At 74.1% G+C, this 20,613-nt stretch carries 16 protein-coding genes and 2 pseudogenes; 12 read left to right on the plus strand and 6 right to left on the minus strand.

Annotated elements, in window-relative coordinates; genetic code table 11:
• Positions 1-10 precede the first annotated feature (10 nt).
• Positions 11-655 carry a hypothetical protein gene (locus AC0VYN_RS09965; RefSeq protein ID WP_475535665.1) on the minus strand — a complete coding sequence of 215 codons (645 nt, stop codon included), beginning with the start codon at positions 653-655 and terminating at the stop codon, positions 11-13.
• A gap of 320 nt (positions 656-975) precedes the next feature.
• On the opposite strand from AC0VYN_RS09965, the gene AC0VYN_RS09970 reads away from it, so the two are divergent.
• Complete coding sequence (locus AC0VYN_RS09970; protein ID WP_475535666.1) at positions 976-2,106, plus strand: aminopeptidase P family protein; 1,131 nt, start codon at positions 976-978, stop codon at positions 2,104-2,106.
• 55 nt (positions 2,107-2,161) lie between these two features.
• Positions 2,162-3,094, plus strand: coding sequence for a phosphotransferase family protein (locus AC0VYN_RS09975; RefSeq protein WP_475535667.1), 933 nt, complete (start codon positions 2,162-2,164; stop codon positions 3,092-3,094).
• 34 nt (positions 3,095-3,128) lie between these two features.
• Here AC0VYN_RS09975 and treZ read toward each other — a convergent pair whose 3' ends face one another.
• Complete coding sequence (treZ, locus tag AC0VYN_RS09980; RefSeq protein WP_475535668.1) at positions 3,129-4,874, minus strand: malto-oligosyltrehalose trehalohydrolase; 1,746 nt, start codon at positions 4,872-4,874, stop codon at positions 3,129-3,131.
• Between the two features lie 175 nt (positions 4,875-5,049).
• Here treZ and AC0VYN_RS09985 point away from each other — a divergent pair, with 175 nt between their 5' ends.
• From AC0VYN_RS09985 to AC0VYN_RS09995, 3 genes are all read left to right on the plus strand, one after another.
• The gene (locus AC0VYN_RS09985) at positions 5,050-5,601 is read left to right on the plus strand and encodes an FHA domain-containing protein (RefSeq protein ID WP_475535669.1); all 552 of its coding nucleotides are present in this window, start codon (positions 5,050-5,052) and stop codon (positions 5,599-5,601) included.
• Positions 5,602-5,793: 192 nt separating this feature from the next.
• On the plus strand, positions 5,794-7,110 hold the full coding sequence (locus tag AC0VYN_RS09990) for a M14 family zinc carboxypeptidase (protein ID WP_475535670.1): 1,317 nt from the start codon (positions 5,794-5,796) through the stop codon (positions 7,108-7,110).
• Positions 7,107-7,535 (plus strand): SSI family serine proteinase inhibitor, encoded by a 429-nt coding sequence (locus AC0VYN_RS09995; RefSeq protein ID WP_475535671.1) that lies wholly within the window; start codon positions 7,107-7,109, stop codon positions 7,533-7,535. Before AC0VYN_RS09990 ends, AC0VYN_RS09995 begins: the two co-directional genes overlap by 4 nt.
• 35 nt (positions 7,536-7,570) lie before the next feature.
• Here the strand turns inward: AC0VYN_RS09995 and AC0VYN_RS10000 are convergent.
• Together AC0VYN_RS10000 and treY are read right to left on the minus strand one after the other, a co-directional pair.
• Positions 7,571-8,743: pseudogene (locus tag AC0VYN_RS10000) on the minus strand (FAD-dependent oxidoreductase); the annotation flags it as partial.
• 49 nt (positions 8,744-8,792) lie between these two features.
• Positions 8,793-11,189: a malto-oligosyltrehalose synthase gene (gene treY, locus AC0VYN_RS10005; RefSeq protein WP_475535672.1), complete on the minus strand. Its 2,397-nt coding sequence runs from the start codon at positions 11,187-11,189 to the stop codon at positions 8,793-8,795.
• Positions 11,190-11,264: 75 nt separating this feature from the next.
• Between treY and AC0VYN_RS10010 the strand changes: the two are divergent.
• Positions 11,265-11,455 (plus strand): annotated as a pseudogene (locus AC0VYN_RS10010) (hydrolase); the annotation flags it as partial.
• A gap of 140 nt (positions 11,456-11,595) precedes the next feature.
• Here AC0VYN_RS10010 and glgX read toward each other — a convergent pair.
• Entirely contained in the window at positions 11,596-13,713 is a 2,118-nt protein-coding gene (gene glgX, locus AC0VYN_RS10015; RefSeq protein ID WP_475535673.1) for a glycogen debranching protein GlgX, read from the minus strand.
• A 342-nt stretch (positions 13,714-14,055) separates the two neighbouring features.
• On the opposite strand from glgX, the gene AC0VYN_RS10020 reads away from it, so the two are divergent.
• The 3 genes from AC0VYN_RS10020 (at position 14,056) to AC0VYN_RS10030 (ending at position 16,284) form a co-directional block, all read left to right on the plus strand.
• A complete protein-coding gene (locus AC0VYN_RS10020; RefSeq protein WP_475535674.1) occupies positions 14,056-15,303 on the plus strand; it encodes an SAV2148 family HEPN domain-containing protein in 1,248 nt (415 codons plus the stop codon).
• Positions 15,304-15,418: 115 nt separating this feature from the next.
• Positions 15,419-15,571 carry a hypothetical protein gene (locus AC0VYN_RS10025; protein WP_475535675.1) on the plus strand — a complete coding sequence of 51 codons (153 nt, stop codon included), beginning with the start codon at positions 15,419-15,421 and terminating at the stop codon, positions 15,569-15,571.
• The gene (locus AC0VYN_RS10030; protein ID WP_475535676.1) at positions 15,571-16,284 is read left to right on the plus strand and encodes an exonuclease domain-containing protein; all 714 of its coding nucleotides are present in this window, start codon (positions 15,571-15,573) and stop codon (positions 16,282-16,284) included. Before AC0VYN_RS10025 ends, AC0VYN_RS10030 begins: the two co-directional genes overlap by 1 nt.
• 142 nt (positions 16,285-16,426) lie before the next feature.
• Here AC0VYN_RS10030 and AC0VYN_RS10035 read toward each other — a convergent pair whose 3' ends face one another.
• Positions 16,427-17,290 (minus strand): phosphotransferase enzyme family protein, encoded by an 864-nt coding sequence (locus AC0VYN_RS10035; RefSeq protein ID WP_475535677.1) that lies wholly within the window; start codon positions 17,288-17,290, stop codon positions 16,427-16,429.
• Between the two features lie 238 nt (positions 17,291-17,528).
• On the opposite strand from AC0VYN_RS10035, the gene AC0VYN_RS10040 reads away from it, so the two are divergent.
• The 3 genes from AC0VYN_RS10040 to AC0VYN_RS10050 are packed head-to-tail and all read left to right on the plus strand — an operon-like array spanning position 17,529 to position 20,580.
• Positions 17,529-18,467, plus strand: coding sequence for a carbohydrate ABC transporter permease (locus tag AC0VYN_RS10040; protein WP_475535678.1), 939 nt, complete (start codon positions 17,529-17,531; stop codon positions 18,465-18,467).
• A complete protein-coding gene (locus AC0VYN_RS10045) occupies positions 18,464-19,297 on the plus strand; it encodes a carbohydrate ABC transporter permease (RefSeq protein WP_475535679.1) in 834 nt (277 codons plus the stop codon). Before AC0VYN_RS10040 ends, AC0VYN_RS10045 begins: the two co-directional genes overlap by 4 nt.
• The gene (locus AC0VYN_RS10050; RefSeq protein WP_475535680.1) at positions 19,297-20,580 is read left to right on the plus strand and encodes an ABC transporter substrate-binding protein; all 1,284 of its coding nucleotides are present in this window, start codon (positions 19,297-19,299) and stop codon (positions 20,578-20,580) included. Before AC0VYN_RS10045 ends, AC0VYN_RS10050 begins: the two co-directional genes overlap by 1 nt.
• Positions 20,581-20,613: the final 33 nt, after the last annotated feature.

The following is a 20,613-nucleotide window of genomic DNA, read 5'->3' on the forward strand; positions in this document are numbered from 1 at the left end:
GGAGGGGCGGTCAGTCGGACGGGACGTAGTCGGTCAGCACACAGCCCTCGACGGCCCCGGGCCAGGTCCGGTAGCCGCTCGGCACGGAGAAGTCCGGGTCGCACGACAGGAACGCGAGGTCGGACGGCTCGAGTTCGCGGATCGTGTCGTCGCCCACCGGGACGACGGCGAAGTCCTGGCCGACGTAGAACACGGCGTGGCCGTCCTTCAGCGCGGCCGTCTGGAACTTCGTCATGTCCGGGACGCTCAGCAGGGCGATGGGCCGGTTGTCGCCGTCCTGGCACACGGCGCGCTGGGTGATCCCCCACGAGGCGTCCGCGGCCTCCTCCTCGCCCCAGGCGGTCCCGCCCCCGGAGCGGGAGTAGTCCTCACCCGCCGTCAGGTCCAGGCACTCGGTGTACTTGTTGAGGTAGTACTCGATGGAGGCCATGTCGGCGGCCTGCGGCAGATCCCCGGCGGCCGGCCGTCCCTCCTCGGACCCCGCGTCCGCACCGCTCTCCGCGCGCCGGCCGTCGTCGCCGGTGCCGGTGCCGCTGCCGGTGCTGCTGCTGCCGACGGCGGTGCCGGGGCCGTCCTCGTCCCCGTTCTGGCACGCACCGAGTGCGCCGAGCGCGATGAGGGCAACGCCGATGGTGAGCGCCCGCCGGTTGCGCATGATGTTCTCCCCGTGTGGTCCCGCACTGTCATGATCATTGTCGCTGGGCAGGGACACGACAGGGAAACCGGGGTCCCCGCGGACCGCCGGCCGGTCTCACGCGTTCGTGGCACGTCGTGGGCCGGGGCGCCGGGAAGAGCACTGCCGGAGGCGATCCATGGAACAGACCGCGCTGCGACCCGGCCGGCCGGTACGCGGCGACTAGGATCGGTGCCGGTGGAGGCGAGGCCCGCCGGAGCGGTCCGCCGACCGGCTCGCGTCGCCCCCGCACCGCGGGCAGGATGCTGCCCGTACCCCCTTCGCCCGCCCAGGAGGCCCGGATGACCGGCAGTACGCCCGCTGCTTCCTTCACCGCCGACGACTACCGGGCCCGCATGGAGCGCGCCGCGCGGACGGCCGCCGACGCGGGACTCGCCGGGCTGCTGGTGGCGCCGGGCCCGGACCTCGTGTGGCTCACCGGCTACGCGCCCCCCGCGGCCACCGAGCGCCTCACCCTGCTCGTCCTCGCCGCGGGCCGGGACCCCGTTCTCGTCGTGCCGACGCTCGAGGCCCCCGACGCCGAGAAGGCCGTCGGCGCGCCCGCCCTGACGCTGCGCGACTGGACCGACGGCAAGGACCCCTACGCCGTCACCGCCGCGCTCCTCGACGGCTCCGGGCGCTTCGGCATCAGCGACAACGCCTGGGCGATGCATCTGCTCGGTCTGCAGAGCACGCTCCCCGGCACGTCGTACGCCTCCCTCACCGAGGCGCTGCCGATGCTGCGCGCCGTGAAGGACGCGGCGGAGCTGGAGCTGCTCGCGGCGGCCGGCGCGGCGGCGGACGCGGCGTTCGAGGAGATCCGCACGGTCTCCTTCCGCGGGCGCCGGGAGTCCGACGTCGCCGCCGACCTCGCGGACCTGCTGCGGCGCTTCGGCCACTCCCAGGTCGACTTCACGATCGTCGCCTCCGGACCTAACGGCGCCAACCCGCACCACGAGGTCGGCGACCGGGTCATCGAGGACGGCGACATGATCGTCCTCGACTTCGGCGGCCTGAAGGACGGCTACGGCTCCGACACCTCCCGCACGGTCCACGTCGGCGAGCCCACGGACGAGGAGCGCCGGGTGCACGACCTGGTCCGCGAGGCCCAGGAGGCCGGTTTCCGGGCGGTGCGGCCCGGTGTCGCCTGCCAGGAGGTCGACCGGGCCGCGCGCTCCGTCATCGCCGGCGCCGGGTACGGGGAGTACTTCATCCACCGCACCGGGCACGGCATCGGCGTCACCACGCACGAGCCGCCCTACATGATCGAGGGCGAGGAGCGGCCCCTCGTGCCCGGCATGTGCTTCTCGGTCGAGCCCGGCATCTACCTGCCCGGCCGGTTCGGGGTGCGCATCGAGGACATCGTCACGGTCACCGAGGACGGTGGCCGGCGCCTCAACGGCACGACCCGGGAGATGGTCATAGTGGAGTGACCCGCCCCGCACAGCCCCCGCAACCCCGGCAGACCTGGAAGACGACGCCGCGACCATGAACCAGGCACCGACACCGACCGCGGACACGGTCCGCCGACTGGTCCGCACCCTGCTCAGCGAGGGCGCGGCGCCGGAGGTCCGTCCCGTCGAGGAGGGCGCCGGGCCCGCCACCTGGTGGGTCGGCACCCGCCACGTCCTGCGCCTGGCCCCCGACCGCGAGAGCGCCGTGCGCCAGCGCCGCGAGCTGCGCCTGCGCGACCTGGTCCGCCCGTACCTCCCCGTCGCGGTTCCGGCGAGCGTGGCGCACGGCGAGTGGGCGCCGGGGCTGACGTACACGCTGGACGCCAGGACGCAGGGCGGACCGGGCGAGCGGCACGCCGTGTCCGCCGTCGGTGAGACCGACCTGGCGGCGCTGCTCACGGGGCTGCGCGAGGTGCCGGTCCGCCAGGCCGAGACCCTCGGTGTGCCGCGGGCCGTGCCGCGGTCGCTCGAGACGCTGCGCCGCGCCGCCGAGCACGCCGCCCGGCGCCTCGCCGACGCCGACGAGTTCGACCCGGCCCGGCCGGAGCGGCTGACGGCGGCGGCGACGGCCCAGCTCGGCGCCCAGCCCGGTGCCGAGGTCCTCGTCCACCACGGCCTGGCGGGCGAGCACCTCCTGGTCGGCACCGACGGACGGGTGCGCGGGGTCCTCGGCTGGACCGACGCGGTCCTCGGCGACCCGGCCGAGGACATCGCCGGACTCGCGCTCTCCGTCGGCTCGCCCGCCGCCGTGCGCGCCGCCACCCTCGCCGGCTACGGCGCCCGGCCCTGCCTGCGCGGCCTGTGGCTGGCCCGTTGCGACACGGTCGTCCACCTCGCCGAGGCACTCGCCGGCCGGCCGGCCGCGCCCGTGCCCCTGCTGCGGACCCGGCTGCGCCGCGCCTGGGAGCCGATCCTGCTGGAACGGGTGACGGATCTGCGCGGCGACGGCACGGACGGCCCCGGCTAGGACTCCCGGGGCTCCGGGGCGAGCCGCCGGCACGTCACTCCTGGGCGAGCACCACGCTCGACTCGCCCGGCAGGCGCAGCACCCCGTCCTCGCCCGGCCCCTGCACCGGCTCCCAGGCCGCGAGCACGCGGGCGGGGCGGGGGCCCAGCGGGATAGCCGCCGGCTCGGTGCCCAGATTGACGGCCACCCGGATGTCCCCGCGCCGGAAGGCCAGCCAGCGCCCCTCGCGGTCGTGGGCCACCCTGGTGTCGGCGAGGTCGGGGTCGGTCAGGTCCGGCTGCTCGTGCCGCAGGGCGATCAGCCGGCGGTACCAGGCCAGCACGCGCGCGTGCGGCTCGCGTTCCGGCTCGGACCAGTCGAGGCAGGAGCGGTCCCGCGTCGCCGGGTCCTGCGGGTCGGGCACGTCCTCCTCCTTCCAGCCGTGCGCGGCGAACTCCCGCCGCCTGCCGCGCCGTACGGCCTCCGCGAGGTCCGGGTCGGTGTGGTCGGTGAAGAACTGCCACGGCGTGCCCGCCGCCCACTCCTCGCCCATGAACAGCATCGGCGTGAACGGCGCCGTCAGGGTCAGCGTGGCCGCGCAGGCCGCCAGGCCGGGGGAGACCAGGGACGCCAGCCGGTCCCCCCGGGCGCGGTTGCCGACCTGGTCGTGGGTCTGGCTGTAGCCGGTCAGCCGGTGCGCCCCCGTGCGCTGCCGGTCCAGCGGCCGGCCGTGGTGGCGGCCCCGGAAGCTGGAGTAGGTGCCGTCGTGGAAGTACCCCCGGGTCAGCGTCTTGGCCAGCGCCGCCAGCGGATCGCGCGCGAAGTCGGCGTAGTAGCCCTGCGACTCCCCGGTCAGCGCGGTGTGCAGGGCGTGGTGGAAGTCGTCGTTCCACTGCGCGTGCACGCCCAGGCCGCCCTTCGCGCGCGGGGTGATGATCCGCGGGTCGTTCAGGTCGGACTCCGCGATCAGGAACAGCGGCCGGTCCAGGTCGGCGGCCAGGCCGTCGACGGCCGTCGACAGCTCCTCCAGGAAGTGGCACGCGCGCGTGTCGGCCAGGGCGTGCACCGCGTCCAGGCGCAGTCCGTCGATCCGGTAGTCGCGCAGCCACGCCAGGGCGCTCTCCACGAGATACGCCCGCACCTCGTCGGAGCCGGGCGCGTCCAGATTGATCGCGGCACCCCAGGGCGTGTGGTGGGTGTCCGTGAAGTACGGGCCGAAGGCGGGCAGATGGTTGCCGGACGGACCCAGGTGGTTGTGCACCACGTCCAGGACGACGCCCAGGCCGAGTCCGTGCGCCCGGTCGACGAACCGCTTCAGCGCGTCGGGCCCGCCGTACGGCTCGTGCACCGCCCACAGCGACACGCCCTCGTATCCCCAGCCGTGCCGGCCGGGGAAGGGGCACAGCGGCATCAACTCGACGTGGGTGACGCCCAGTTCCACCAGGTGGTCCAGCCGCTCGGCGGCGGCGTCGAGAGTGCCCTCGCGCGTGTACGTGCCCACGTGCAGCTCGTACAGCACCGCGCCGGACAGCGGGCGTCCGGCCCACTCGGTGCGCCACGGCCCGCTCCCGTGGTCGACGACCGCGCTCAGCCCGTCCGGGCCGTCCGGCTGCCGTCGTGAACGCGGGTCCGGCAGCACCGGCCCGTCGTCCAGCGCGAAGCCGTAGCGCGACCCCTCCCGGGCCTCGGCCCGGCCGCACCACCACCCCTGTCGCTCCGGATCGCGCTCCATAGCGCCCGTGACGCCGTCGCACGTCAGCGTCACGCGGTCGGCCTGCGGTGCCCACACCTCGAACTGCACGGACGGTTCCCCTTCGTCTGCTCACCGTGACGTAGCCCGTCCATGGTCCTGCAAAACCGATCGATCCGCCGGGGAACGTGCCTGTTCGCGGCGGGTGTCGTGAACCCGGGTCCGTGCCGGGGGCGTTTCCCGCTCTTCTGGACACCCACGGCCCGGCTGACCGACAATCACCTGCGTGACGTCGTCCTTCGAGTTCAACACATACCCCGCGCGGTTGTCCGACGCGGAGCGCGACAAGGCGCTGCAGGTGCTGCGGGACGGCGTCGCCCTGGGCCGCCTGTCGCACGACACCTTCGTACGCCGCATGGAACTGGCGCTGGTCGCCCACCACTCGCACGAACTCGCCGCGCTCACCGCCGACCTGCCCACGGAGGGCAGGGCCTCGCGCCTGGTGTTCGGCGCCGTCGAGGCGGTCTCGGGCTTCGGCGTCAGGCTGCGCCGGGCCTGGCAGGCCGAGCGGCTGCCCAAGCTGCTGCTGCCGCACCCCGGCACCGGCCACCCGCTGCGCATAGGGCGCGACCCGGCGAGCGGGCTGCGCCTGACCCACGAGACGGTCTCCCGCGTGCACGCCGAACTCGTCCGCCAGGGCGGCCTGTGGGTGCTGCGCGACCTCGGCTCGACCAACGGCACCACGGTCAACGGACGGCGGGTCATCGGCGCGGCCGTGGTCCGCGAGGGCGATCAGATCGGCTTCGGCCAGATGGCGTTCCGCCTGGCCGTGAACTGACCCCGCACACAGCTCTGGCCTGGGTTTCACGCCGCGTCGCCATGTCCGGGCATGGCCAAATCCTTTTGCTTTTACTGGTGTTGACGTACCTCCGAAGTCGTGAAATGACTGTGCGTACACCGCGCACGTCAGGTGGACCGACGGCTCCCATCGTGGAGGTGTGCCCTGCCGCCTCTCCCGCGCTACCCGACCGTGGACGAGCTGGGCGCCCGGGCCGCCGCACTCGTCGCCCGCCATCCCAGCGCCGCACGGCTGCGCCGCGTCGGCACCTCCCGGGCGGGCACCCCCCTGCTGCTGCTGTCCGTCGGCCACGGCGCCCGTCAGGCCCTCGTCGTCGCCGGGCCGCACGCCAACGAGCCCGTGGGCGGCGCCACCGTGCTGCGGCTGGCCGAGCGGGCCCTGGCCGACCCGCGGCTCACCGAGGACGCCGACGCCACCTGGAACCTGCTGCTGTGCGCCGACCCCGACGGCTCGCGCCGCAACGAGGGCTGGCTGTCCGGTCCGTACACCCTCGGCCGCTACGCCCGGAACTTCTTCCGGCCCGGCTTCCTGGAACAGCCCGAGTGGCTGCCCGACGGCCCCGGCCACGCCACGCTGCCGGAGACCCGCACCCTGCTCGCGCTCCAGGACGAACTGCGGCCCTTCCTGCACTGCTCCCTGCACGGCGTCGACGTCGGCGGCGGCTTCGCCGAACTGACCCACGACCTGCCCGGCCTCGCCCAGCGCATGGCCCGCACCGCGGCCCGCCTCGGCATTCCCCGCGAACTCGGCGCCTACGACACCCTGTACTGGCCGGGCCTCGGCCCCGCCCTGTACCGGATACCGCCGCCCCGCGCCGGCGACCTGACCCAGGCCATCACCGAGGCCGCCGTCGACTCGACCTGGTGCCACCCGAGGCGGTACGGCACGGTCACCGCGGTCGTCGAGGCGCCCATGTGGGGCGTGGCGGCCGTCGAGGACGACTCGCCCCCGGCCGACCGGGACGCGGTGCTGCGCTCCGTGAGCCGCGTCCTGCGCCACGACACCCGGCGGCTGCACCGCCTCCTCGCGCGGCTCCGGCCGCACGCCGGAGCCGGCCCGGACGCGGCCCGCCTGCTCGCGCCGGTCGACGACTACCTGCTGGTCTGCCCCCGGCTCGCCGACGCCTGGGACCCCGAAGCCGACGACGGCACGGGCCGCCCGCTGCCGCCGATGAGCACCGCCCACCTGGTCGCCGTGCGCCTCGCCGGCCGGCGCCTCGCCCTGCGCACCGCGGGCCTGCTGCACCAGCTGGTGACCCGCGGCGGGAAGGACCCGGCGGGCGTACTGCCGGAGCTGGACCGGCTCGTCGACGAGTGGTGCGCCGACTACCGCGACGGCTGCGGGGCCCGCTGGATACCGGTCGCACGCCAGGTGGAGTACCAGACCGGCGTGGTGCTCGCCGCGCTGGAACTGGCCGGGCGGCGCACCGCGGTCTCCCGAGCCCCGGGCTGGGGCTCCGAGCCCGCCGTGCCGATGCACCGGGAATGACCCACATCATCAAGGCCGCGGCGATCCGGACCGGCCTTCTCCTGACCGCCGTCCTCCTCGCCGCCGGCGCCGCCCCCGCCCGGGCGGCCGCGGCGCCCGAGCCCGCCGACGACTGGCTCCTGGTCACGGTCGCCCGGGGCGGGACGACCACCGACACCGCCCCCCGGGCCATGCTCCGGTGCGATCCGCCCCGGGGCCACGCCCGCGCGGCCGAGGCGTGCGCCGACCTGGAGACGGCGAACGGGGACCCGGGCCGCGTCCCGTCACGGGACACCCTTTGTCCGATGGTCTACGCACCGGTGACCGCGCACGCCGAGGGGCAGTGGCGGGGACGGGCCGTCGACTACACGCAGACCTTCCCCAACACCTGCGTCATGACGGCGCGGACGGGAGCGGTCTTCGCCCTGGACGGTACCCAGGGGTGAGCCGGGGCGGGCGGGTGGTCCGGCGGCGCGGGCCGTCACTGCCGGTGCAGCCCGCGGCACGCCAGGGCCAGGAACACCTCGCCGACCGCCTCCGACAGGGTGGGGTGGGCGTGCACGTGCCGGGCCACGTCGGCGGGCTCGGCGTCCCAGCCGACGATCAACTGGCTCTCGGCGATCATCTCCGACACGTGCGGACCCACCAGGTGCACCCCGAGCACCCGCCCGCCCCCGGCCTCGGCGACGACCTTCACCATCCCGCCCTGCCCGTGCACCATCCCCTTGGCCACGGCCGTCAGCGGCATCACGTCGACGGCCGGCTCGTACCCGCGCGCGCGTGCCTCCGCCTCGCTCAGCCCGACGGCGGCGGTCTGCGGCGCCGAGTACGTCACCCGGGGCACCGCCGCGTAGTCGACCGGCGCGGACGCCACGCCCGCCAGCGTCTCGGCCACCAGCAGGCCCTCGGCGAACGACGCGTGGGCCAGTCCGGGGGACGGCGGCGGCAGCAGGTCGCCCACGACGTGGACTCCGGGAACGGCCGTCTCCAGCCGGTCCCAGTCCGCGGGTACGACGAAACCGCGCGCGTCGGTGCCGAGGCCCGCCGCACCCAGGCCGAGCCCGTCGGTGACCGGTGCCCGGCCGACGGCCACCAGCAGCCGCTCGGCCCCGATCACCAGGGTCTCGCCCCGGGCCGTGCGCACCCGCGCGCGGACGCCGTCGTCCAGCACCTCGGCGTCCAGCAGTCGCGCGCCCACCCGCACGTCGACGCCGCGCTTCCTCAGACCCCGCGTCAGATGCCGGCTCACGTCAGCGTCCTCCAGCGGCACGATCCGGTCCGCGGCCTCCACCAGGGTGACCTCCGCGCCCATCGAACGGTGGAACGAGGCGTACTCGACGCCGATCGCGCCACCGCCCAGGACCAGGACGGACGCCGACAGCCCGGGCGCGAAGAGCGCGTCGTCGCTCGTCACCACGCGCCGCCCGTCCGGGTCGAGCCCCGGGAGGGTGCGCGGGCGTGAGCCGGTCGCCGGCACGATCCCCCGGCGCGCGGCGAGGCCGGGGCCGCCGTCCACGCGTACCGAGCGCGGCCCCGTGAGCCGCGCACTGCCCCGTACCACCGTCACGCCCGCGCGCGCGAGGTGCGCCTCCACACCCCGGTGGTTGCGGGCCACGATGTCGTCGCGGGTGGCGACCAGGGCCGGCCAGTCGACACCTCAGGCCCGTGTCGTCCCGGGCGGTGGCCGTCGCGTCGGGGCCGGGTCAGCCGGTCTCCGTCGTCCCCGCCCGCTCCAGCAGCGCCACCGGCAGGTCCGCGAACAGGTCCTCCGCGCGCGCGTGGCCCTCGAACTCCCGGCCCGGGACCAGCGCGTCGGTCCAGCGGCCCGGCGGCAGCGCGAGCGTCGTCCCGCGCCAGCCGCCCGACTCGGCCAGTCGCAGGGACAGCCGGGTCACGGCCGTCAGCACCTGGCCGGAGCGGACGAACGCCACGCAGTGCGCCGCCGCGGGACCGTCGGCGGGCAGGGCCTCGTACGTCGCCGTGTCGCCGAAGGCGCCGGGCCGCCGTGCCCGCAGCGCCAGCGCCGCCCGGGTCACCGCGTCCTTGTCCCCGGCGCCGGCCGGCGGGAACTCCACGGGACGCCGGTTGTCGGGGTCCACCAGCGCCCGGTACTCGTTCTCGGTGCCCTGGTAGAGGTCCGGCACGCCCGGCATCGTGAGGTGCGTCAGGGCGGTGCCGAGGACGTTGGCGCGGATGTGGGGCTCCAGACCGGCCCGGAAGGCGGCCACCCGTTCACCGGGGGCGCCGCACGGCCCGGCCGCCACGAACCGGGCCACCGCCTCCTCGTAGGCCGGCTCCTGCTCGGTCCAGCTGGTGTGCGTCCCCGCCTCGCGCACGTGCTTCAGCAGTGCCTGCCCCACGCGCTCCCCGTCCGCCGGCCCCAGCCCGAACACCGTCTGCCAGGCCGCCCACGCCAGCTGGCCGTCCGGCGCCCCCTCGCCGGCGCCGCCGACCTCGGCCAGGACGTCCGCCCAGCGCTCCGGGCACTCGGTGAGCACCGCCAGCGCGGCGCGCACGTCGGCGCTGCGCTTGGTGTCGTGGGTCGACACGACCGTGCCGGTCGTCGGCCAGTCGCGCTGCACGCGCGCGCAGAAGGTGTGGAACTGCTCCGGCGACAGCGCCGGAGCGCCCGGGTTCCCGCCCACCTCGGTCGCCGACAGCAGCGGCGCGTAGCGGTAGAACGCGGTGTCCTCGACCGACTTGGCGCGCAGCGCCGACGCCGTCTGGGCGAACCGCGTCCGGAACTCCACGTGGTCCGGCCCGTCACCGAACCGGCCCAGCACCAGGTCCCGCACCACGTCCACCGCACCGGCCTCCTCCGGCACCGCGAACGCCCGCCGCGCCTCGGCCGCCGCCTCCTCGGTGACCACCGACGCCGCGTCCTGCGGGTTGTACGGCCGGTACACCTCCAGCCGGACCAGCAGCTCCCGCAGGGCCGCACGCAGCGCCCACGGCGCCCGGTCACGCAGCGCGGCGTGCGGCGAGGCGACGCAGAGACGGTGCGCCACCCGGGTCAGCCGGTCCGTCTCCGCCGCCAGCTCGTGCGAGAGCACCTGGTACGCCGCCCGCCGCACCGTTGCCGCCCAGTCCCCGCCCAGGTCCGGCTGCGGGGTGGCGAACCCGCGGTACGGGCCGAGGAGTTCGCCGTACCCCGCCGGGTCGACGAAGAGCCCGTCGATGTGCCGCAGGGCGTCGTAGCCGGTCGTGCCGGCGACCGGCCAGGAGGCGGGCAGCCGCTCCCCGTCAGCCAGGATCTTCTCCACGACCGTCCACCGGCCGCCGCTCGCCTCGTGCAGCCGCCGCAGGTAGGCGCCGGGGTCGGCGAGGCCGTCGGGGTGGTCGACGCGCAGCCCGTCGATCACGCCCTCGCGCAGCAGCCGCAGGACCGTGGCGTGCGTGGCCTCGAACACCTCCGGGTCCTCCACCCGCACCCCGATCAGCTCGGAGATGCTGAAGAAGCGCCGGTAGTTCAGCTCGGTGCGGGCCAGCCGCCACCACACCGGCCGGTACCACTGCGCGTCCAGCAGCTGCGGCAGCGGCAGGTCACCGGTGCCCTCCCGGAGGGGGAAGGCGTGGTCGTGGTAGCGCAGTACGTCGCCGTCGACCCGCAGGTCGTCCAGCACCTCGCCGACCGGTGCGCCGAGCACGGGAAGCAGCACCTGACCGCCTTGCGCCTCCCAGTCGATGTCGAACCACCGCGCGTACGGCGACTTCGGACCCTCCCGCAGCACGTCCCACAGGGCGCGGTTGTGACGGGGCGACATCGCCATGTGGTTCGGCACGATGTCCACCACCAGCCCGAGACCGTGCTCCCGCGCGGTGCGCGCCAGCGCCCGCAGTCCCTCCTCCCCGCCCAGTTCCCCGCGCACCCGCTCGGGGTCCACCACGTCGTAGCCGTGCGGCGAGCCCGGGACCGCCTCCAGGACGGGGGACAGGTGCAGATGGGTGACGCCGAGCGAGGCCAGGTACGGCACGGCCGCCGCCGCGGCCGCGAACGGGAACCCCGGCTGGAGCTGCAGCCGGTACGTGGCACGGGGAGCCGGAGAGGTGGACGGGGCCGGGAGGGACGTGGGCACCGGGTCGGGTCGCTCAGGTGTCATGGAAAGCTACGTACCCGTCTCGCCGCCTTTCGTGTCATCGGCCGGGCCCGGCCTGCACCCGATGCCGGCGGGGCCGCGTACTGGGGCCACGGCGGCACGGTCTGGGGCGCCGGAGCGCCGGCCATGATCCGTGCCGACGGAGAGCGGCAGCCGGCGGTCGCGGTGAACATGCAGAGGTGGAACAGGCTCGGCCCCTCCGGCGAACCGCGGCCCCATCCCATCGACGCCGCGCTCGCGACCCGTACCGCGTGGCGATGTACGACTGAGCGGACCGGGGCCGGCCCCGTCCGTGGCGTCGGCGGTCACCGGCATCGGCTGAGGGGGCGACGTCCTCCGCACCGGCCGTGCCCGGACCGGGAGCGGTCCACCACCGGCGGATGGCGGACCGCTCCGGCAGTGCCGCGTCCTAGACCGGCCGCCGCAGTACCGTCAGGCTCCGGTCCACCAGCGTCAGCCGGTCCCCGGCCTGCACCTTCGTCCCCGTACCGGCCGGGACGCCGTCGGTGCGGGCGGTGTCGACCACCACCTCCCACTGCCGGCCGTGGTCGACGGGCACCACGAAGTCCAGGGACTTCGGCGACGCGTTGAACATCAGCAGGAACGAGTCGTCGGAGATGCGTTCGCCCCGCGCGCCCGGCTCGGAGATCGCGTTGCCGTTGAGGAACACCGTCAGGGCCGACGCCTGCGCCGAGTTCCAGTCCCGCTGGGTCATCTCCGTGCCCTCCGGCGTGAACCAGGCGATGTCCGACAGCTCGTCGTGGGTGCCCTCCACGGGCCGGCCGTGGAAGAAGCGACGCCTGCGGAAGACCGGGTGGTCCCTGCGGAGCCACACCATGGCGCGCGTGAAGTCCAGCAGCCCGGTGTCGGCGTCCTCGCCCTCGGGCCAGGACACCCACGACAGCTCGTTGTCCTGGCAGTAGGCGTTGTTGTTGCCCCGCTGGGTGCGGGCGAACTCGTCGCCGTGGCTGATCATGGGCACGCCCTGGGACAGCAGCAGCGTGGCGGTGAAGTTCCGCATCTGCCGGGCCCGCAGCTCCCGCACCGCCGGGTCGTCGGTGTCGCCCTCGGCGCCGCAGTTCCAGGAGCGGTTGTGGCTCTCGCCGTCCCGGTTGTCCTCGCCGTTGGCCTCGTTGTGCTTGTCGTTGTAGGAGACCAGGTCGTGCAGCGTGAACCCGTCGTGGCAGGTCACGAAGTTGATGGAGGCCAGCGGGCGGCGCCCGTCGTCCTGGTACAGGTCGGACGAGCCGGTCAGCCGGGAGGCGAACTCCGCCAGGGTGCGCTGTTCACCGCGCCACAGGTCCCGCACCGTGTCCCGGTACTTGCCGTTCCACTCGGTCCACAGCGGCGGGAAGTTGCCCACCTGGTAGCCGCCCTCGCCCACGTCCCACGGCTCGGCGATCAGCTTCACCTGCGAGACCACCGGGTCCTGCTGCACCAGGTCGAAGAACGACGACAGCCGGTCCACCTCGTGGAACTGCCGCGCCAGGGTCGCCGCGAGGTCGAAGCGGAAGCCGTCGACGTGCATATCGGTGACCCAGTAGCGCAGCGAGTCCATGATCATCTGCAGGACGTGCGGGGACCGCATGAGCAGCGAGTTCCCGGTGCCGGTGGTGTCCATGTAGTACCGGGGGTCGTCGGTCAGCCGGTAGTAGGACGGGTTGTCGATGCCCTTGAAGGACAGCGTCGGGCCCAGGTGGTTGCCCTCGGCGGTGTGGTTGTAGACCACGTCGAGGATGACCTCGATGCCCGCCTCGTGCAGCGCCTTCACCGCCGACTTGAACTCCAGCACCTGCTGGCCGCGGTCGCCCCAGGAGGCGTACGCGTTGTGCGGGGCGAAGAAGCCGATCGTGTTGTAGCCCCAGTAGTTGTTCAAGCCCATGTCGACCAGGCGGTGGTCGTTCACGAACTGGTGCACCGGCATCAGTTCGAGCGCCGTCACCCCCAGCTCGGTCAAGTGCTCGATGACCGCCGGATGGGCGAGGGCCGCGTAGGTGCCGCGCAGTTCCTCGGGGAGCCCGGGATGCCGCATGGTCAGGCCCTTCACGTGGGCCTCGTAGATGACGGTGTGGTGGTACTCCGTCCGGGGGCGCCGGTCGTCGCCCCAGTCGAAGTACGGGTTGACCACGACGGACGACATCATGTGCGGGGCCGAGTCGAGGTCGTTGCGCCGGCCGGGGTCGTCGAAGTGGTAGCCGTACACCTCCTCGCCCCACTGGACCGAGCCGCTGATCGCACGCGCGTACGGGTCGAGGAGCAGTTTCGCGGAGTTGCAGAGCAGCCCGCGCTCCGGCGCGTACGGACCGTGCACGCGGTACCCGTACCGCTGTCCCGGCATCACGCCGGGCACGTACGCGTGCCGGACGAACGCGTCGCTCTCCCGCAGTTCCACCGCCGTCTCCGAGCCGTCGTCGTGCAGCAGACACAGCTCTACTCGGTCCGCGGCCTCCGTGAAGACCGCGAAATTGGTGCCGGCGCCGTCGTACGTGGCACCGAGCGGATATGCCTCTCCAGGCCAGACCTGCATGGACACGACTCTCTCAGGTGTGCGGCGCCGGTGCGGACGCCTGGGCTCCGAGTCTCCCCGAAAGTGAGGCGACCACCTAGCACTCACGTGCCTCTTACCCACCGCGCGCCGATCCGTTCCGGGTGAGTTGCGGGCCGGGCCGGCCGCGTCGTACGGCGTCACCCCTATGAATCCGGTCACCCGCCCGGGCCGGACGCCCGGAACGGGCCCGTGGATCAGGGCCGTTGGGAAAACCGGCCCACCCATCCGGCTGCACCGCGCACCGCTCGCGGAGTACCCTTCCTTGATCGTTGGACAGGGTCTGACCGGGAGTGCTCCCAGGGAGCGGAAGGCGGTGCGCGGGTGGGCTCGGGAGGGCTGGAGCTGCCCCCTGGTGACGAGGGTCACGAGGGGAGCTCCCCGGACGTCCCGCCCGGTGCGGTGTCCCTGGCGCGGCCCATGAACGCGGGCGCGATCGGTCCGGAACTGGTCTGGGACGCCGGCGCCTGGCGCGAGGTGCGCACGCGAGCGCAGCGGGCCGGCCGGGCGTACATCTGGCTCAACCTCGTGGAACAGCGGCTGCGCGCGGTCGTCGCCGCCGTCCTGCGGCCGGTCTACGAACCCGTCCACGGCGACGACTGGGTGGTCGCCGCGGCCGGACCCGCCGGGCAGGAGTGGGTGCAGCGCGCGGTCGCCGTCCGCGAGGTCAGCCGCCGCAAGGGCTACCTCCTCGACCCGGCCGACGACAACGTCCTCAGCTTCCTCACGCTGCCCCAGCTGCGCGAGCTCATGGTCCAGCACTGGCCCTGCTTCGCGCCCTACGTCGACGAGCGCCGGGACGTGGAACTGGCCCTGGACGAGCTGGAGGTCACCCGCAACGTCGTCTCCCGCAACCGGGCGCTGTCCGAGGCGGTCCTGAGCCAGGCCGAACGGGCCTCGGCGCGGCTGCTGGAGGTCCTCGGCGCGGGCAGTGACCTGCCGTCCACGCGCCGGCTCCCGGTCGACGCGGTGGAGGACCTGGTCGGCGACCGGTACGCCGACGTGGTCGCCGTGCACCCGGACCGGGTCCGGCTGCTGCGCCAGTTCCCGGCGGAGGACATCTTCGGCAGCGCCCGCCGCGTGGACGCGCTCGGCATCGGCCTCAACCTGCTCGTGCAGAACTTCTCCGGCCGCCGTCTGCTCCGGCTGGCCGAGTCCGGCGGCCGGGTGCGGCTGCTGTTCCTGAACCCCGCCTCCAGCGCGATCAAACGCCGCGAGCGCGAACTGGGCATCAAGCGCGGCGAGCTGAGCCGCGCCGTCGAGACGAACATCCTGCACATGCGCCGGGTGCGCTCCCGGCTGCGGGACCCTGGGGCCTTCGAGATCCAGGTCTTCGACGAGACCCCCCGCTTCACCGCCTACCTCGTCGACGGGGACGGCGCCGACGGCATCGCGGTCGTGCAGTCCTACCTGCGCCGGACGCGGGGGATGGAGGCGCCGGTGCTCGTCCTGCGCAACGGACGCAACGGCGGCAAGGTGGTGAAGGCGGACCAGGTGGACGAAGGTGGACTTTTCCCCACCTATCGCGAGGAGTTCGAGCTGATGTGGGCGGATTCGCGACCGGTGTCCTGAGTCCCGGATCGCGGTCGGCCCCCGGCACAAACGGAACGCGATCCTCTGATTGTCAGTGGCGCGTGCGAAGGTGAGGACCACTGGGGGAACGCACCACCGAGGAGGGGGACCGCCCATGGGCCGGCACCTGGAGCCGCCGATCGGCTTCGACCTTGAGACGACGGACACGGATCCGCGCGAGGCACACGCCGTCACCGGCGACGCCTGCAACGCGGTCTGCCGTCCACGCGCATCGACGGCGTCCCGGGCGTCGGTGAGGACCGCGTGATGACCTGGATCACCGGGCCCCTGGCGGCCTTCGACCTGGAGACCACGGGCACGGACATAGAGACCGACCGCATCGTCACCGCGGCGGTCGTGCGGCTGGAGCCGGACGGAGCCCTCTCGACGGAGCGGACCTGGCTGCTCGACCCCGGCGTGGTGATACCGGCGGAGGCCGCGGCGATCCACGGCATCTCGACGGAGCACGCCCGCGCACAGGGGGCTCCGGCCCGGTCCGCCGTCGAGGAGATCACCCAGGCCGTGGCCGAGGTCCTGCGGGCAGGAACACCCCTGGTCGTGATGAACGCGCGCTACGACGTGTCGCTGCTGGACCGTGAGTGCCGGCGGTACGGGCTGGAGTCGCTCAGCGAGCGGCTGGGCGCCGTCCCGTCGCCGGTCGTCGATCCCCTGGTGATCGACAAGCACATCGACAAGTACCGCAAGGGCAAGCGCGCCCTCCACGCGCTGTGCGCGCACTACGGCGTGTCGCTCGACGACGCCCACGACGCGAGAGCGGACGCGGTGGCCGCGGCCCGCGTGGTGCGCCGCATGGGGGAGAAGCACCAGCCCCTCGGGATGATGTCCCCGGCGGACCTGCACGACCTCCAGGTGCGAGCGGCGGCGGAGCAGTCGGTCTCTCTCCAGGCCTACCTGAGGCGGACCACGAACCCGGCGGCAGTCGTCGAGCCGGCCTGGCCGGTCATCCCGCGCAGCAGATGACCCGGGCGGCCCACGCCCCTCCGTGCGGAAGGGCCCGCAGGTGAGAGAGGGCGATGCGCCGCAGGGAGAGGCCGACGTCGAGAATCCGCACGGCGAGAGGCGCGGCGACCGGAACGACCTCCTCGGGACCGTCGACGGCGCGTCAGAAGGGATACCAGCGCACCGTCGGGTCGTCGTCCCGCAGTGACGCCACCCGGCGTTCGAATTCGGCCAAGGCCTTCGGGTTGCTCGGGGCGTGCTGGGCCACCCACGCGCAGCTGGCCGTCTCGCGGGCCCCGCGCAGCACCGCGCAGCCGTCCCACTCGCGCACGTCCCAGCCGTAGGTCGCGGTGAAGGCGTCGTACGCCTCGGCGGGCAGCCCGTACCGGTCCCGGCTGAGGGCCATCACCACCAGGTCGTGCTCGCGCAGGTCGGCGGAGAAGGTCTCCAGGTCGACCAGGACCGGCCCGTCGGGACCGACGTGGACATTGCGGGGGAGCGCGTCGCCGTGGATCGGACCCGGCGTCAGACGCGGGGTGAGCGCGGCGGAGGCCGCCGCGAAGCCGTCGCGGCGCTCCCGTAGATACGCCGCGTCCGCGGGGTCGATCACGTCGCCGGCGAGCCGCAGCCAGCGTTCCACCCCGCCCAGCAGCTCGCGGGCCGGCAGCGCGAACGAGGGGGAGGGCAGCGCGTGCACCAGCCGCAGCAGTCCGGCCACGTCCCGCGGCTCGGTGGGCCGCACCGCGTCGGGCAGCCGGTGCCACACGGTCACGGGATGCCCGTCGACCATCAGCGCCTGAGGCCGGGCCGCCCGCACCGCCGGCACACCGGCGCCCTCCAGCCACACCGCGACGGCCAGTTCCCGGCTCGCCCGCTCGAGGAGCCCGGCGTCGCGGCCCACCTTGACCACCAGGTCGCCGGCGGCGAAGACCGCGTTCTCGCCGAGGGCGAGCAGCCGCGCCCGCTCCGCCGGGCCGGGCAGCACCTCCGCCGCGGCCAGCACCTCCCGCGCCCGTGCCTCGTCCATCGTCCGCCCTCCGTGTCCGTCCGCTCCGTCGTCGCCGCCCCCGCCTCGCCGCGAGGGCCCGGGTCTCCAACGCGAGGCCGGCGCACGTCCGCCGTGCGCGCCCACCGCCCAGATCCCGCCATCCGTCGGCCAGTGTCGCATCCGCACAGGTGGGAGCGTGTGCGCGGTCCCTTGACGGGGCACAGCGCCTTCACGACCATGACCAGGCCCGTTCGAGCCGCGCAGAGGGGCTGCCCACGTGACATCGGTGACCGAGGTGAAGACACCGGCGCGCCGCGCGCCCGGAGGCCGGGACCGGCCACGGCGCGGCCCCGACCACGGCGCCTGGTTCCTGGTGCTGCCCGCCCTGCTCCCCATCCTCGTCCTCAGCGTCGGACCGCTGCTCCACGGCATCCTGCTGGCGTTCACCGACTCCCAGTCGGGCCGGACCGAGCCCACCCGGTGGATCGGCACCCTGAACTTCCAGGACCTGCTGCACGACACGCTGTTCTGGGAGTCGTTCCGCATCGGGCTGGTGTGGGCGGTCGGCGTGACGGTGCCGCAGTTCCTGCTCGCGCTCGGCCTCGCCCTGCTGCTCGACCAGAACCTGCGGCTGCGCTGGCTGGCCCGCGCCCTGGCCATCGTCCCCTGGGCGATGCCCGAGGTCGTCGTCGGCGTCATGTGGCGGCTGGTCTACAACCCGGACGCGGGCATCCTCAACGAGACCCTGCGCGACCTGGGCCTCGGCGACGGCCACGACTGGCTGAGCGGCCTGGCCACCGCCCTGCCCGCCGTGATCGTCGTCGGCGTCTGGGCCGGCATGCCGCAGACCACGGTCGCCCTGCTCGCCGGCCTCCAGAACACCCCGCGCGAGCTGCACGAGGCCGCCGCCGTCGACGGCGCGGGTGCCTGGCGCCGATTCCGCACGGTCACCTGGCCCGCCCTGAAGCCGGTCGCACTCGCCATCACCGCGCTCAACCTCATCTGGAACTTCAACTCCTTCGCCCTGGTCTACGTGCTGACCAGCGGCGGCCCCGGCGGCCGGACCCGGCTGCCCATGCTCTTCGCCTACGAGGAGGCCTTCCGCTACGGGCAGTTCGGTTACGCGGCGGCGATGGGCTGCGTCATGGTCGCCGTGATCTCGGTCCTGCTGGCCGTCTTCCTCGTCGGCCGGCTCAGGGAAGGTGACGACGCGTGAGGACCTCGACCGGAGCCCGCGTGGGCCAGTACGCCGCGCTGCTCGCGTACCTCGCCTTCCTGGCCTTCCCGTTCCTCTGGCTCCTGTCCACCGCGTTCAAACCGCCGCGCGAGCTGGCGAGCCTCCACCCCACCTGGATCCCGGAGCACCCCACCCTCGACAACTTCCGGCAGGCCTTCGACGAGCAGCCGCTGCTGCACGCCGCGCTCAACTCCCTGCTCGCCGCGCTCACCGCCGCCCTGATCGCGGTGCTCGTCGCGACGCCGATGGCGTACGTCATGGCCCGGCACCGCGGCCGGCTCGCCCGGGCGGCCACCGGGTGGGTCGTGGTGAGCCAGGCCTTCCCCCTGGTCCTGCTGATCATCCCGCTCTTCCTGGTCCTGAAGAACCTGCGGCTGATCAACTCCGTGCCCGGGCTGGTGATGGTGTACGTCGTCTGGTCGCTGCCGTTCGCGCTGTGGATGCTCTCGGGCTACGTCCGGGCCGTGCCGGCCGAGCTGGAGGAGGCCGCCGCGGTCGACGGGGCCGGGCGGCTGCGCGTCCTCGTCTCGGTGACCGCGCCGCTGCTCGCGCCGGGCATCGTGGCGACGGCGCTGTTCGCGTTCGTCACCGCGTGGAACGAGTTCTTCTTCGCGCTGGTGCTGCTGAAGACACCGGAGAAACAGACCCTGCCCGTCGTGCTCACCCACTTCATCGGCGCCGAGGGCGTCGCGGACCTCGGCCCGCTCGCGGCGGCGGCATTCCTCGCGACGCTGCCCTCGCTGGTGGTGTTCGCGATCGTCCAACGGCGGATCACGGGCGGCATGCTCGCCGGGGCGGTGAAGAGCTGATGCGCGCGAAGACCCTCACCCTGCTCGTCGTGCTCGCCCTGCTGCTCACGGCCTGCACCGCCGCGGGCGGCGACGCCGACGACGGCCGGATCACCCTGCGCTTCCAGTCCCTGGCCTGGCAGGAGGAGTCGGTCGAGGCCAACAAGGAACTGGTCGAGGAGTGGAACGCGGCCCACCCGGACGTGCGGGTCGAGTACGTCCAGGGCAGCTGGGAGAGCGTCCACGACCAGCTCCTCACCTCCTTCGAGGGCGGCGAGGCGCCGGACATCATCCACGACGCCTCCGACGACCTCGCGGACTTCGCCCACGGCGGCTACCTCGCCGACCTCACGGACCTGCTGCCGCGGCGGCTGAAGGACGACATCCCGCCGCACGGCTGGGAGACGGTCACCTTCGGCGACGGCGTCTACGGCGTGCCGTTCCTCCAGGAACCCCGCGTGCTGATCGCCAGCACGGCCCTGCTCGAGAAGTCCGGGGTCCGGATCCCGACCCCCGAACACCCCTGGAGCTGGCCGGAGTTCCGGCAGGTGACCGAACGGCTGAGCGGCGACGGGAGGTACGGGGTGGCCTGGCCGCTCAAGGAACCCGTGTCCGCCACGCTCAACCTGTCGCTCTCCACCGGCGGGCAGCTGTTCCACCGCGGCGCGGACGGCAAGGTCACCGTCCGGTTCGAGGAGGCCGACCAGGTGGTGCCGCGCACCGTCCACGACCAGGTCGGCCGTGACCGCAGCGCCCCCGCGTCCACCCTCGGCAGCGGTGGCTCCGACACCCTGCCCGGCTTCTTCGCGGGCAAGTACGCGATGGTGCCGCTCGGCTTCTCCTACCGCCAGCAGATCGCGCAGCAGGCCCCCGAGGGCTTCGACTGGCAGGTCCTGCCCGCCCCGGCCGGTGCCGAGGGGCTGGCCCAGGGCGTCAGCCCGCAGACGCTGTCGGTCGCCGAGGACAGCCCGCACAAGAAGGAGGCCGCCGCGTTCATCGACTTCCTCCTCCGGCCGGACAACATGGTCCGCCTCGCCCTCGGCGACTGGATGCTGCCCACCGGCACCCGGGCCCTCGAGGACCCCGCCCTGCACACGCCCGAGAACGGCTGGGCCACCGGCACCGCCCTCGCCGCCCACCTGCGCCCGGCACCCGCCCAGTCCGTCCGCGGCTACGCCGAGTGGAAGGACAAGGTGGCCACCCCCGCGCTCCAGGAGTACTACAGCGGCGCGATCGGCATCGAGGAGCTGCGCACGCGGCTGGAGAAGGACGGCAACCTCGTACTCGCCCGCTACCAGCGCTGACGACACCGCCGCCCGGACGGGGCGGCGCCGCCA

This window comes from Streptomyces sp. 63XJN7_1_ISO-PGPR-S23-121, from assembly GCF_056173025.1.

Excerpts from the sequence above, each read along its gene's own strand:
- treY (WP_475535672.1), bottom strand. The coding sequence starts at position 11,189 with ATGACACCTGAGCGACCCGACCCGGTGCCCACGTCCCTCCCGGCCCCG.
- AC0VYN_RS09975 (WP_475535667.1), top strand. The coding sequence starts at position 2,162 with ATGAACCAGGCACCGACACCGACCGCGGACACGGTCCGCCGACTGGTC.
- AC0VYN_RS09970 (WP_475535666.1), top strand. The coding sequence starts at position 976 with ATGACCGGCAGTACGCCCGCTGCTTCCTTCACCGCCGACGACTACCGG.
- AC0VYN_RS10035 (WP_475535677.1), bottom strand. The coding sequence starts at position 17,290 with ATGGACGAGGCACGGGCGCGGGAGGTGCTGGCCGCGGCGGAGGTGCTG.
- AC0VYN_RS10030 (WP_475535676.1), top strand. The coding sequence starts at position 15,571 with ATGACCTGGATCACCGGGCCCCTGGCGGCCTTCGACCTGGAGACCACG.
- AC0VYN_RS09995 (WP_475535671.1), top strand. The coding sequence starts at position 7,107 with ATGACCCACATCATCAAGGCCGCGGCGATCCGGACCGGCCTTCTCCTG.
- AC0VYN_RS10050 (WP_475535680.1), top strand. The coding sequence starts at position 19,297 with ATGCGCGCGAAGACCCTCACCCTGCTCGTCGTGCTCGCCCTGCTGCTC.
- glgX (WP_475535673.1), bottom strand. The coding sequence starts at position 13,713 with ATGCAGGTCTGGCCTGGAGAGGCATATCCGCTCGGTGCCACGTACGAC.
- AC0VYN_RS10025 (WP_475535675.1), top strand. The coding sequence starts at position 15,419 with ATGGGCCGGCACCTGGAGCCGCCGATCGGCTTCGACCTTGAGACGACG.
- AC0VYN_RS09965 (WP_475535665.1), bottom strand. The coding sequence starts at position 655 with ATGCGCAACCGGCGGGCGCTCACCATCGGCGTTGCCCTCATCGCGCTC.